Source organism: Actinacidiphila yeochonensis CN732, assembly GCF_000745345.1.
Classification (GTDB): Bacteria; Actinomycetota; Actinomycetes; order Streptomycetales; family Streptomycetaceae; genus Actinacidiphila; species Actinacidiphila yeochonensis.
Map to the genome: position 1 here is coordinate 3,451,944 of NZ_JQNR01000005.1, position 12,822 is coordinate 3,464,765.

At 73.4% G+C, this 12,822-nt stretch carries 12 protein-coding genes; 3 read left to right on the forward strand and 9 right to left on the reverse strand.

All coding sequences use genetic code 11. The features are described from left to right. Nucleotides 1-67 precede the first annotated feature (67 nt). Entirely contained in the window at nucleotides 68-373 is a 306-nt protein-coding gene (locus BS72_RS36790; RefSeq protein WP_157856330.1) for a hypothetical protein, read from the reverse strand. A gap of 700 nt (nucleotides 374-1,073) precedes the next feature. Between BS72_RS36790 and BS72_RS26095 the strand changes: the two genes are divergently transcribed. Together BS72_RS26095 and BS72_RS26100 are read left to right on the forward strand one after the other, a co-directional pair. Further along, nucleotides 1,074-1,361 carry a hypothetical protein gene (locus tag BS72_RS26095; protein WP_157856331.1) on the forward strand — a complete coding sequence of 96 codons (288 nt, stop codon included), beginning with the start codon at nucleotides 1,074-1,076 and terminating at the stop codon, nucleotides 1,359-1,361. A 257-nt stretch (nucleotides 1,362-1,618) separates the two neighbouring features. Continuing rightward, a complete protein-coding gene (locus tag BS72_RS26100; protein WP_037914075.1) occupies nucleotides 1,619-1,948 on the forward strand; it encodes a hypothetical protein in 330 nt (109 codons plus the stop codon). 169 nt (nucleotides 1,949-2,117) lie between these two features. On the opposite strand, the gene BS72_RS26105 is transcribed toward BS72_RS26100, so the two are convergent. From BS72_RS26105 to BS72_RS26140, 8 genes are all read right to left on the reverse strand, one after another. Beyond that, on the reverse strand, nucleotides 2,118-4,106 hold the full coding sequence (locus BS72_RS26105) for a phosphocholine-specific phospholipase C (protein WP_037914077.1): 1,989 nt from the start codon (nucleotides 4,104-4,106) through the stop codon (nucleotides 2,118-2,120). A 29-nt stretch (nucleotides 4,107-4,135) separates the two neighbouring features. Continuing rightward, on the reverse strand, nucleotides 4,136-5,920 hold the full coding sequence (locus tag BS72_RS26110; RefSeq protein ID WP_037914080.1) for an endonuclease/exonuclease/phosphatase family protein: 1,785 nt from the start codon (nucleotides 5,918-5,920) through the stop codon (nucleotides 4,136-4,138). Nucleotides 5,921-6,293: 373 nt separating this feature from the next. After that, nucleotides 6,294-6,614: a DMT family transporter gene (locus BS72_RS26115; RefSeq protein WP_037914082.1), complete on the reverse strand. Its 321-nt coding sequence runs from the start codon at nucleotides 6,612-6,614 to the stop codon at nucleotides 6,294-6,296. Between the two features lie 27 nt (nucleotides 6,615-6,641). Then, entirely contained in the window at nucleotides 6,642-7,322 is a 681-nt protein-coding gene (locus BS72_RS26120; protein ID WP_037914084.1) for an HAD family hydrolase, read from the reverse strand. Between the two features lie 126 nt (nucleotides 7,323-7,448). Beyond that, on the reverse strand, nucleotides 7,449-8,552 hold the full coding sequence (locus BS72_RS26125; RefSeq protein ID WP_037914087.1) for an ABC transporter ATP-binding protein: 1,104 nt from the start codon (nucleotides 8,550-8,552) through the stop codon (nucleotides 7,449-7,451). Continuing rightward, a complete protein-coding gene (locus BS72_RS26130) occupies nucleotides 8,549-9,478 on the reverse strand; it encodes an ABC transporter permease (RefSeq protein ID WP_037914090.1) in 930 nt (309 codons plus the stop codon). The genes BS72_RS26125 and BS72_RS26130 overlap by 4 nt, the downstream gene beginning before the upstream one ends. After that, nucleotides 9,466-10,419, reverse strand: coding sequence for an ABC transporter permease (locus BS72_RS26135; RefSeq protein WP_037914092.1), 954 nt, complete (start codon nucleotides 10,417-10,419; stop codon nucleotides 9,466-9,468). The genes BS72_RS26130 and BS72_RS26135 overlap by 13 nt, the downstream gene beginning before the upstream one ends. A gap of 8 nt (nucleotides 10,420-10,427) precedes the next feature. Continuing rightward, on the reverse strand, nucleotides 10,428-11,582 hold the full coding sequence (locus tag BS72_RS26140; protein ID WP_037914094.1) for an ABC transporter substrate-binding protein: 1,155 nt from the start codon (nucleotides 11,580-11,582) through the stop codon (nucleotides 10,428-10,430). 302 nt (nucleotides 11,583-11,884) lie between these two features. Between BS72_RS26140 and BS72_RS26145 the strand changes: the two genes are divergently transcribed. After that, nucleotides 11,885-12,658, forward strand: a complete 774-nt coding sequence (locus BS72_RS26145; RefSeq protein ID WP_037914097.1) for a GntR family transcriptional regulator — start codon at nucleotides 11,885-11,887, stop codon at nucleotides 12,656-12,658. The last annotated feature ends 164 nt before the right edge of the window (nucleotides 12,659-12,822 follow it).

Consider the following 12,822-nt stretch of genomic DNA (forward strand, 5'->3'; position numbering starts at 1 on the left):
GCGTACGTACGACGGTGGGCGCCGGGGTGGGGCGGCCAAGGGTCACGGGCCCCCGGCCGCACACCGGTCAGCTCGGGAGTCCGGCTGCCTTCCCGGCCGTCTCCATGGTGCGGCCGGCCTTCTTCCGCGTGGTGCTGATCGCGGTACCGATCGTGGCGCTGACCGTGGAACTGATCGTGGAACTGACCGTGGTACCGATCGTGGAACTGACCGTGGAACTGATCGCGGTGCTGATCGTGGAACTGATCGTGGTGCCGCGCGCCGGCACGCGGGGCGCGTACGCCGTGTCCCGCGCGCCGGCGAGAGGCGGGGCCGGCGCCGCCGACTCGGCCGGCCGCACCGTCGACCTGCGGATTCGCCCGTCAAGCCGCACCGTTTTCTCCTCACCTACCGCAACGGGATACTCGACGTGCCCTCGCGGACCGCGGGACGGTCCGCGAGGGGAGACGCACACCGCGGGGCCGGCCCCGCCGGGGGCTCGGGCGGACTCGTGGCCCGAGGCCCGCCGCCGCGTCGATCCGCCGGCCGCCCGCGGGCCTCGGGGCCGCTTCCGTCCCGGCTCGTGTGCGTCCCGTTGTGCTCCCCTGAATTTGCTTCACGCGGGACTCCGTTACATCTCCGTGATTGCTCAGCCGATCAATACGGGCGGGCTGCACACCTAATGCGCGATATGCGCGACCGAGATATTCGGCCAAGCATTGGGAGGTCTTTACTGGCGGAAGGGAATGGAAGTCCGCCGCCGGGATGAGGTGGATCGCGGGCTCTGGTGGTCGTGTGGCTGCTGGGAGAGCCGCCGGCGGCCGGCCTGGATGCCGGACCGGCGCCCGGGCGTGGTCGCGGTGCGTCACGGCGGCGGCCCGAACGTGCGCGTGTCCAGCAGGCATCGGACAATGGTGAGCACGGAAGGGGACGGTGTGGCCACCGGGGTACGAGGTCGCCGGGCCGTCGGTCCAAGGCCGGCCGGGAGCGACCGGTCCCGTCACCCGGAGTGACCGTATACCCCGGTGGCCGGTGCCGCACGGGAGCGCCCGGGGGCCCGCGCCGCCACCGCTGGAAGCCCAGGGAGGACTGTCGTGAACGCGTTGAGCAATCAGGGGCCGGCGCCGATAGGTAGCGGGCGGGCCGCCAGCAGGTCCGAGCGCGCTCTGCGGCTCCGGCTGTCGGCGGTCTGCGTGCCCGTCTTCCTCGTCCTGTCGGGGCTGCTGGCCTGGGGCGCCTCGGAGACGAAGCCAGGCGACACCCAGACGGTGGTCGCCGTGCTGTCGGCGGCCTGCTTCGCGGCCGCCGTCGCCGCGCTGATCACCGCCGTACGGACGTCGGTGGGCCTGCGGCGTGAGGAACGCCGGCGCTCCTCTCCCTGAGGGCCGCCCCCGGGAAGGGCCGCGGGCCGACCGCGCCGTGCGGCGCCGCCTCCGGGTGGGCGCCGGCCGCCGGTCGGTCCGTCGGCGTGTCCGATCCGTCGGCGGACGGGGCGGTGTGACCGGATGTCAGAAACGGGGAGTGCGCCTCGTGGAAGGCGGCGGGTGTCATAGGGTCGCCGGGTGCGGCGGCGGGCGGCGGCGCTGAGGCGGGCGGTCCGGCGGACGGGGAAAGACACCGGAATGGTCAGGAGTGGGGAATGAGCTTCTTCAAGAAGTTGGCCGAGGTCGCGTCGAAGGGTTTCGAGGCGGGGGAGACCGCCCTGGAGGAGCGTGCGGAGAACCGGCACGCGGCGAACCTCTTCCTCAAGCTCGGTATCGCCGTCTACGCCGAGCAGCGGCTGGGCGGGTCGCACGCGCCGGTGGAGCGCATCCTGACGGCGCTCGACGGCCACGCCGCCGAGTACGGCGAGGTGGACCTGGACGACCTGGAGGCGGCGCGGGAGGTCCTGGGCGCGGAGTTCCTCGCCGAACTCAACGACGACGATGACGCCGAGGCGGGGGAGCCCGCCCAGGTCGCCGCCCCGTAGCGGACGGGCCTCGCGCGGAAGCGGGGCCGGAGCGCGGCCGGGGCGCCGCCACAGTGGCGGCGCCCCCGGCGGTCTGCGCGGACCCGGCGGTCTGCGCGGACCCGGCGGTCTGCGCGGACCCGCGCGGTTCCGCGGCTTCCGCGGTTCTCCGGCGTTTGCCGGCGGCCGGTCAGACCTTGTGCACGGTGCCCGCGTACCGCTGGGCGAAGCGCGTACCGGTGCTCGCCGTGACGGTGACGTCGTAGCGGCCCTGGTGGCTGGGCCAGGTGACGTTGGCGCGTCCGCGGGCCTTGACCTGGACGGTCTTCGTGTCGTCGCCGAAGTCGTTCTCGGTGAGCGTGAAGGAGACGTCGGTCTCGCCGTCGTTGACGAGCTTGAACGCGACCGAGGTGTTGTCCGGGTGCCCGGCGCCGTGCAGCTTCGCGGTCACGGAGGGGAGGGCCACGTCGGTCTGGCCGTCGGGGACGACCGTGCCGGAGAAGCGGGACACGAACCCGTCGGCGCCGTGCACGGTGAAGTCGTAGCGGCCGTCGGTCGTGGTGGTGTCCCAGACGTACGTGCGGGAGTGGCCCGGCCGGACCAGGAAGGGCGTTCCGGTGAAGGGCAGCAGCACGTTGGGCAGGACGGTGAAGACGTAGCCGACGCTGCCGTCGTTGGTCAGCGTGCAGGTGACCTTGCCGGTGCGCCGGTCGACGGAGACGTCCGCCCACGGGCGGTACGGGAGGGCGCGGTGCGGCCGGTCGCCCGGCTCCTGCTCGGGCATCACCTGGGCGCCGTCGGCCGGGGACTGGACGGCGGGCAGCGAGTGCTCGGCGGTCGCCCTGGCCTTGAGGGCGTCGGTGTCGGGGAGCTTGGGGATGCTGTAGTCGGGGTTCTTGAAGTCGAAGCAGGTGCTGAGGTCGCCGCAGACGGTGCGGCGCCACTCGGTGATGTTGGGCTCGCGCACACCGGTGACGAGTTCGAGGAAGCGCAGCACCGACGTGTGGTCGAAGACCTGGGAGTTGACCCAGCCGCCGCGCGACCACGGCGAGCAGACCCACATGGGCACCCGGCTGCCGAGCCCGATCGGCTTGCCGTCGGCGAACTCGTCCTTGGTGCCGGGCTCGGCGATCGGCGGCACGACGTGGTCGAAGAAGCCGTCGTTCTCGTCGTACATGACGAGGAAGACGGTGCTCTTCCAGACCTCCGGGTTGGACATCACGGACTGGAGCGCCTGGTTGACCCACCACGCGCCCCAGTCGGGGCCGGCGTCCGGGTGCTCGCAGTAGTTGAAGGGGGCGACGAGCCAGGAGACGGTCGGCAGGGTGTTGTTCTTGCAGTCGGCGTCGAAGGCCGCCGGGTCGTACTTGGTCATCGCGTTGACGAACAGCGGCGAGTCCTTCGGCGCGTTCGCGAACTGCTGGAAGTACGACAGGGCGTTGTCGTCGTAGTCGCCGTTCTCGTTGTCCGAGCCGTCCGGGTTGTGGTAGACGCGCCAGCTCACGCCGGCCTTCTGGAGCCGCTCGGCGTAGGTGGTCCAGTCGCCGACCGGGTTCTCGGTGACGATGCTGTTGTCGGTGAAGGGCCCGGTGGTGCCGTCGACGCCGGGGCCGGGGGTGCCGGTCCACAGGTAGAGGCGGTTGGGGTCGGTGGGGCCGTTGAGCGAGGTGTGGTAGCCGTCGCAGACGGTGAAGGCGTCGGCCAGGGCGTACTGGAACGGGATGTCCTCGCGGGTGAAGTACCCCATGGTGTTGCGGCCCTTGGCGGCTATCCACTGGTTCTGCGCGCCGTTGTTGACCGCCTGGTGGCCGGAGTCCCAGCCGTGGTCGAGGCCGCCGAAGTCCTGGGCCTTGTACGTGTCCGTGTCGAACCGGAACGGCAGCGAGTACCCCTCGGCGCGGGCGCCGTCGGGCTGCTGGAAGACCGAGTTGCCGTTCGGGAAGACGACGCCCTGCTTGTCGCCGAAGCCGCGGACACCGCTCAGGGTGCCCAGGTAGTGGTCGAAGCTCCGGTTCTCCTGCATCAGGACGACGACGTGCTTGACGTCGTCGACCGTGCCGCGGGGCTTCTCCGCGGCCTCGGCGGTTCCGGTCGTGCCGGGCAGTCCGATGGCGGCGGTGGCGCCGGCCGCGGCGGCGGTGCCGATGAGGGCGCGGCGGCTGATCGAGGTCGGGGTCATGGATGCGAGTCCTTTGCGGTCGTGGGGGGTCAGCGGGCGTTGCGCAGGGCGAAGGTGGCGACGGCCGCGGCGTGGTCGGACGGCCAGCCGTTGGCGCCGGTACCGGGCACCGGCAGCGGGCGGCCGGTGACGAGGCTGTGGGCCTCGACGACTTCGAGGCCGCCGCTGTACTGGACCTGGTCGATGCGGTCCTGCGGCTCGGCGTCGCCGCCCTGGGCGGGGTGGACCGGGGACCACGTGATGCCCGGGGCCTTGATCGGGCCGGCGTTGGCCTCGCGGAAGGCGTCGGTCAGGCCGGCCTTCTCCAGCAGCTTGGTGACCGGCCATGCCACCGGGCCCAGCCCGTTGTGCTCGTAGGCCGTACGGGAGATCCAGTCGAGGTGCGAGGGGGAGGCGAGTCCGGCCGCGAGGACCACCGGGGTGGCGGAGGCGAGGTCGGACTTCATGGCGAGCGCCAGCTGCTGGGCCTGCCGGTAGCGGAGGGTCAGCTTCTCGGCGGCGACCAGGCCGTCCGCGGTCAGGCCGGAGAGTTCGCGGTCGGGCCCGTAGTCGGCCTCGTCGAGCTGGGCGACCCACAGCCGCAGTTCGCTGCCGTCGGGGAGGGTGACGGTGGCGGAGACCGCGGGCAGCGCGGCCGTCGGGCCGGTGACGCGGGTCAGCGGGTAGCGGCTGACGATGCCGAGGCTGCCGGAGCTCTGGTAGACGTTCCAGCCCAGCGCCTGGCCGAGGGTGCGGGCCGCGGTGCCGCCGGTCTCCTGGAGGGCGACGATGTCGAGGCCCTGGGTGAGCACCACGCGGGCCTGCTTCTCCAGGGGGCCGTCGACGTGCGCGCCGGCGTCCCACAGGTTCAGGGTGGCGACCTTGAAGGTGACGCCGTCCTTGCCGGCCTTGCCCTTCGCGGTGTTCTTGGCGTCCTGGCCGCCGTCGCGGACCGGCACCACGACCGTCACGGTGTCCGTGCCGACCGCGCTGTCCCGCACGCCGACCACGATCCGTCCGGGCTCCTTGGGCGCGGCGGCGGGCACGGTGCCGGTGACCTCGCCGGACGCGGAGACCGACAGCCAGGAGTCGCCGGAGATCCGGCGGTAGGAGGGGGTGCCGGGCTTGTTGCCGTCGGGCCGGATCCACAGGTTCCCGAGCGGGACCGAGATGCGGTCGCCGGTGGTCGCCGGCACGGTGACGGCGTCCACCGCCTCGTGCGGGGCGACGACGGGCGTGAAGCTGAACGGCGCGGAGCGGGCCAGGACCGGGTAGGTGTCGTCGAACAGCAGGTACGCGGTGTACGGCCCGCCGGTCAGGCCGGAGGTGTCCAGGGTGAGGGTGCCGGAGGCGGCGGCGGTGTAGGCCCAGGCGATGGAGGAGCCGTTGCCGGGCTGCCGGTCGCCGTCGTAGACGCCCACCCAGTTCTTGGCGTTGGGCGTCCCCGTGGACCAGGCGAGGGTCGTCTTCTGGCCCTCGTGGGGGGTGGCCGAGGAGGTGATGACGAGGCTGTCCCCGGTCCCGGCGAAGGTGATCGGGTCGGACTGGGCGAGGATCCGGCTGCCGTCGTCGAAGAGCAGGTAGGCGGTGTACGGGCCGCCGGCCAGCCCGGAGGTGTTGACGGTGGTGCTGCCGGAGGTGCCGGAGGTGACGTACGACCACACCCACGACGAGGAGGTGCTCGGTGAGGAGGCCGGGCCGTAGACGCCGATCCAGTTCTTGGCGTTCGGGCTGTCGGTGGTCCAGGCGAAGGTCAGCTTGTCGCCGGCGTGCGGGGCGGCGGGGGAGGCGACGGTGAGGGTGCTGCTGGTGGCCGCCACGGCGGGAACGGTCATGGGAGTTCGTGGTCCTCTCGGTCCGGGTCGGGCCCGAGCGGCCCGGACCGGACCGGCCGGCTGGGCCACCCTCGTGTCGGGCGGACCCGGCGGCGTCGTGTCGGCCGCGTGGCGGGGCTGCCTCGGCGCGGCGTCGGATGGAGTTGGCTGTACAACTCAGCCAAGTAAGCGGTCCGCTCGGGAATGCTCCGTTAACGAGGTGTGGCGAACGCCCGGCCGCCGGCCGACAATCGCCCGCCGTGCGGCCCCCACGGCGGTTCGCCGTCCCGGCGCAGCAAAAAGCCCGGTCCGCCCACCGGGAGCAGTGGGCGGACCGGGCGGCACGGTGGCCGCGCGGCGCGCGGCGGGGCCTCGTACGGCGGCGGAGCGGCGGTCAGTGGGCGCGGTGGAGGTTCAGGACGACGACGCCGACGATGATCAGGGCTATGCCCGTCCACTGGGGCCACCCCAGCGACTCACCGAAGGCCACTGCTCCGACGGCGGCGACGGCCGCCGTGCCGACGCCCGACCAGACCGCGTAGGCGACGGACACCGGGATGTCGGTCAGCGCCCGGCCGAGCAGCACGAACGACACGACGTACCCGACCGCCACGGCGACCGTGGGCAGCAGGCGGGTGTATCCGTCGGTGAGCTTGAGGCAGCTCGTCGCGCAGATCTCGGAGAGGATGGCGAGGCCGAGAAGTACGTAGGGCACGGTGACTCCGGAAGGGGTGACGCGGGCTCAGGCCCGGGCGGCGGCGAAGGCGGACAGCAGGGTCAGGTCGACCTCCTCCAGGCTGCCGACCACCATCACCCCGTCGCCGGGGGGGATCGGCACGGTGGACGGGACCGCGACCACGCGGCAGCCCGCCGCCCGCGCGGAGGCCAGGCCCGGCGGTGAGTCCTCCACCGCGACGCAGTCGCCCGGCTCGACCCCGAGCCGCTCGGCCGCGGTCAGGTAGGGATCGGGCGCGGGCTTGGCGCGGGCCGTGTCCTCGGCTGCCACCGTCAGCGTGAACCAGTCGGCCCCGAGCCTGTCCAGCACCAGGTCGACGATCCGCCGCGGCGACGCCGTGACCAGGCCGGTGGGCACCGCGGCGGCCCGCAGCCCCGCCAGCAGCCGCAGCACCCCCGGCCTCGGCGTCACGTCCCCCGCCACCCGCGAGGCGAAGGCGTCGTCCAGTCCCCGGGCGATCCGCGCCTCGGGCACCGCCGCGCCGGTGGTGCGGCACAGGTACCCGGCGGTGTGCGCGACCGGGCAGCCGAGCACCTCCGGCAGGTCGGCGTCGGACAGCCGGTACCCCAGCCGCTCCGCGACCTCGGCCACGGCCCGCCACCACAGGTGTTCGGTGTCGACGAGGGTGCCGTCCATGTCGAACAGGACGGCGGCGGGAGGAGGAACCGGGGCGGTACGGGAGTGCACGAATGCCCTTCCTGGTAGGTGGTTTCGGACGGCGCCGCGAGCCGGAATCCGGTGATCCGGTGATCCGGCGAACGGCCGCGGGCAGGCCGGGGCCGGGGGCGGGGCCCCGGGGCGGGACGGCCGCGGTCAGGCGACCCGGCGGTCGACCAGGACCGGGCGGTCGGGCAGCGTCAGCGCCGCCGTCGAGCCTACGGGCAGGTCCGCCGCCTTCTCGGTGGGCACGTCGGCCTTGACCTCGGTGCCGTCGGACAGCCGCAGCGTGATCCGGGTGATCGCGCCGAGGAAGGAGGCAGCCGCCACCAGGGCGCCGCCCCGCGGATCGGCCGCGACCCGGACGGCCTCGGGCCGTACCAGGACGTCCAGTTCGCCGTCGGCGGGCAGCTCGCCCTCGACGGGCAGGCTGCTCCCCAGCACCTCGACCCGTCGGCCGTCCCCGGCGCGTGCCGCGGGGAGGCGGCTCATGGTGCCGACGAACTCCGCGACGAACGCGGTGGCCGGGCGGGTGTACAACTCGGCCGGCGCCGCGACCTGTTCGAGCCGCCCGGCGCGCAGCACGGCGACCCGGTCGGCCATCGACAGGGCCTCCTCCTGGTCGTGCGTGACGAACAGGGTGGTGATGCCCAGGTCCTGCTGGAGCCGGCGGATCTCCTCCCGCAGCGTGAGGCGCACCTTCGCGTCGAGCGCGGACAGCGGCTCGTCGAGCAGCAGCACCCGCGGCTCCAGGCCCAGCGCCCGGGCCAGCGCGACCCGCTGCTGCTGCCCGCCGGACATCTGGTGCGGGAACCGGCCCGCGAGCCGGCCCAGTCCCACCAGGTCCAGCAACTCCTCGGAGCGGCGCTTCCGCTCGGCCTTCCCGGCGCCCCGCATGCGCATGCCGAAGGCGACGTTCTCCACGGCGGTCAGGTGCGGGAAGAGGCTGTACGACTGGAACACCATGCCCGCGCCGCGCCGGTGGGCGGGCACACCGGTGACGTCCTCGCCGTCGACCAGCACCTCCCCGGAGTCCGGGTGCTCGAAGCCCGCCAGCATCCGCAGCGCGGTCGTCTTGCCGCAGCCCGACGGCCCCAGCAGCGCGAGGAGTTCGCCCGGCCGGGCGGCCAGGTCCAGGCCGTCCAGCGCGACCGTGGCGCCGAACGCCCGGCGCAGGCCGCGGAACTCGACGGTCGCGCCGCCGCTGCCGCGGCCGGTACCGGCCGTTCCCAAGGTGGTTCCTGCGGTGGTCGGGGTCATGAGTTCTCCTGAACGGTGGTCGCCGCGGTCGTGGCGGCGCTCCGGCGGGTACCGCGCTGGGGGCGGGTCGAGCGCCCGCGTCCGGCGGCGGCGAGCAGCAGCAGCAGGACCCAGGTGAGGACCAGGCTGAGCACCGACACCGCGACCGACATCTGGGCGTTGCTGCCGCCGACGGAGACGATCCACACCGCGAACGGCTGGTATCCGAGGATCGAGGCGACGGTGTACTCGCCGAGCACCAGGGCCAGGGTGAGGAACACCGTGTTCAGCAGGGCGCCGCGCAGGTTGGGCAGCACGACCTGGACGACGGTCCGCGGCCAGTTCGCCCCGCAGTTGCGGGCGGCCTCCACCAGCGTGCCGAGGTCGAGGGCGCGCAGCCCGGCGTCGAGCGTCCGGTACGCCAGCGGCAGGGCCATCAGGACGTACGCGAGCAGCAGCACCACCGGGAAGCCGGGGTTCTGGATCTCGTTGAAGGTCTGGAACAGCGGGGTGTCGGCGAAGTCGTCCGGGCCCCACTGGAGCACCGAGCTGATGCCCGCCGTCAGCGCCACCGCGGGCACCACCAGCGGCAGCGAGCACAGCACCTCCACCAGGACCCGCAGCCGGGGAGCGGCCAGCCGTACCGCGACCAGCGCGGGCACGAGCAGCAGCAGCGTCGCCGCGATGGTGGCGGCGGCCAGCTCCAGCGTCAGCCGCAGGCTGCTCCCGAAGCCGGGGGCGTCGAGGATGCCGCTGTAGGAGCTGAGCGTGAAGCCCTGGCCCGGCACGTCCACGGTGAAGATCACCGAGAAGACCATGGGGCCGAGGAAGTACAGCGCGGCGACCAGTCCGACGACGCCGCGCCACACCCGCGGCCGGCGCCGTCGGCCGGCGGGTCCCGGGGCCGGCCGGCCGGCGCGGGCGGCGGACGGGGTCAGTGCAGCCATCGTGCGCTCCTGCGCTGGAGGGGGATGTACAGGGCCATCACCACGCCGGCGATCACGATCATGTCGAGGCTCAGCGCCAGGGCCACGTTGCCCTGCCCGGCGAGCACGTTGCCGGACAGCGCGTTGGAGATCTGGAGCGTGATCAGCGGCACCGAGCTGCCCACGATCGCGGCGGCGGTGGCGTAGGCGGCGAAGGCGCTGCCGAAGAGCAGGACGAATCCGCCCAGCAGCGAGGGCGCCAGGATCGGCAGCGCGACGTGCAGCCAGTACTGGCGGGTGGTCGCGCCGTTGTTCTGCGCGGCCTCACGCCACTGCGCGCGCAGACCGTCCAGCGCGGGGGTGATGGTGAGCACCATCAGCGGCACCAGGAAGTACAGGTAGACGATCGTCAGGCCGGTGAAGGAGTACAGGCTCCAGCCGTGCTTGCCCAGGCCGAGGGCACGGGTGAGCTCACCGGAGTTGCCGAGGGTGGCGACGAAGGCGAAGGCGAGCGGCACACCGCCGAAGTTCGCCAGCACCCCGGAGGCGGCCAGCACCCCTTCGCGCAGCGCCCGGAACCGCGAGGTCACCACGGCGTGGGCGAGCGGCAGGCCGAGCAGCACGCCGATGGCGGCGGTGAGGGCGGAGAGCTTGACGCTGCCCCACAGCGCGGTGAGGTAGGCGCCGTGCACCGACTGGTCGAGGTTGCCGGTCGTCCACCGCTGCCCGCCGGGTGAGCCCGCGGCGGTCTTGAAGGCATTGGTGGCGATGGCGAAGGCGGGCAGTCCGAAGACCACCAGGACGAAGACGATCAGGGGCAGGACGGCGAGCCATCCGGTGGCGCGGGGCCGGCGGCGCGAGCCGCCGGTGCGCGGTGTGGGGGCGGCAGCCGCCCCGCTGCCGGCCTGCTCCGAGGAGGGGCCGGCAGCGGGGGTGGGGGCCGCGGCGTGAGCCGTGGTCATGGCGCCGGTCAGCTCACGGCCTTGGACCAGCCGGCGAGCACGGTCTTCTGCGCCGCGTCGACCTGGGCGGGGCTCGGGAACTGAGGAGTGCCGGTGACCGCGGGCAGCGCGGCCGCGGCCGCCTTGTCGACGGTGCCGTCCTGCGTCATGGCCGGCAGCTCGGACGGGCGGGAGAAGCCCTTGAGCCACAGGTTCTGGCCCTCGGGGCTGTAGAGGAACTCCTCCCACAGCCGCGCGGCGGCCGGGTGCGGCGCGTACTTGTTGACCGCCTGGCTGTAGTACTGCGCGTACTGGCCGTCGGAGGGCACGGAGACCTTCCAGTCCAGGCCCTTGGCCGCGAACTCCTTGGCGTAGCCGGCGTTCAGGTAGTCCCAGTCGATGCTGATCGGCGTCTCGCCCTTCTCCACGGTCGCCGGGGTGGACTCGACCGGGTTGAAGTTGCCGTTCGCCTTGAGCTTGTGGAAGAAGTCCAGGCCGGGCTGGATGTCGTCCAGCGAACCACCGTTGGCGAGCGCCGCCGCGAAGACGCCGCCGAACGCCGAACCCGACTTGGTCGGGTTGCCGTTCATCGCGACCTTGCCCTTGTACTCGGGCTTCAGGAGGTCGGCGAAGGTGGTCGGGCACTCCTTGACGGCCTTGGCGTCGCAGCCGATGGAGACGTAGCCGCCGTAGTCGTCGTAGCGCAGACCGCTCGCGTCCTTCTGCGCGTCCGGGATGCTGTCCCAGGTGGCGACCTTGTACGGGGCGAGGATGCCCTGCGAGGCGGCGCTCAGCGCGAAGGAGTTGCCCAGGTCGACGACGTCGGGGGCGCGGTTCTGGCCCTTGCGGGAGGTGATCGCGGAGATCTCGTCCTGGCTGGCGCCGTCGGGGTTCTCGTCCGAGACCTTGATGCCGTACTTCTTCTCGAAGGCGGCGATGACGGCGCCGTAGTTGGACCAGTCCGGGGGAAGCGCGATGGCGTTGAGCGTTCCCTCCTTCTTGGCGGCGGCGACCAGGGCGTTCATCCCGCCGAAGCCGGCGGCCGAGGTGGCGGTCGCCGCGCTCTTGCCCCCGGCCGAGCCGGCCGACGAGGACTCGGAGGAGGAGCCGCAGGCGGTCAGGGCGAGCGCCGCGGCGGTGAGCCCGGCAGCTGCGATGGCTACGCGGGCGCGGTGGACTGTCACGGGGGTCTTCCTCCTGGTGAGACGACAGCGAACGGCGGGACGGCCAGGACGGCCGCCTACTCGGCGCCTGTGTTGGCTGTACAACTTTCGCCAGTACGCACGACCCCGGTATCCGCGAGGTGAACGGACCGAGGACCTTCGGGGGATGGCGGCGGAATGTCGGCGTCCTGTTGCCGGCCCGCCCGATCGCCGGGCGCGGGTGGTGCTGCCGGGTACAGGTGGAACGGATAGGGTCCAGCGGGGCGGAACAGGCCGGCCGCGGTGTGGTGACCGGCCGGCGGACCGAGGAGGGGACTCGCAGGATGACGGCGGACGACGGCGCGCGGCCGCCGACGGGCACGCTCTACCGCAAGGTCGCGGCAGACCTCCGCGAGGCCATCGCCGCGGGCGCGTACGGCTCGGGCGGCAAGCTTCCGGCCGAGAGCGCCCTGGCCGAGCGGTACGGCGTCTCGCGCGGCACCATACGGCAGGCCCTGGCCGTGCTGCGCGCCGACGGACTGGTCACCTCCCGGCGCGGCACGCGGCGCGTGGTGCTCGGCACGGCGCGGGTGCAGAGCTTCTCCGAACTGCTGAGCTTCACCAGCTGGGCGCGGTCCGTGGGCGAGGAGCCCGGCGGCCGGGTCGAACGCGTCGACCGCCGCCCGGCCACCCCCAGGGAGGGCGACCAACTGCGGCTGGAACCCGGCGCGGAGGTCGTCACCGTACTGCGGGTGCGGACCCTGTCCGGCCGGCCGGTGATGGTCGAGCGCAGCGTCTACCCGGTGTGGGTGGGGGAGTTGGTCGCCCGCATACCCGCCGACGCGGTCTCGCACACCGAACCGCTGCAGGAGCAGGGCGTCGTGTTCGCCGACGCCGACCACACCATCGACCTGGTCCTGGCCGACGACGACGACGCCCGCCTGCTCGGCTGCGCCGCCGGCGAGGCCCTGCTGCGCGAACGCCGCCGCTCCACCGACCCCGTCGGCGCCCCCGTCGAGTGGTCCGAGGACCGCTACCTGCGCGGCACGGTGGCCTTCACCGTGCACAACTCGATCGCCGCCTCCGCCCTGGGACGCCGCCACCGCCGCGCCCCCTGAACGAGGCGGGCCCCCGATCCGCGGTGTTCGGTGAGAGGGCCGCGGACGCGGGGGGTTCACGCGGACGCGCGGAGCTGACGCGGACGCGCGGAGCTGACGCGGACGCGGGGGGTTCACGCGGACGCGCCGCGCCGGAGACCGCAGCTCCGGCGCGGCGCGTCCCG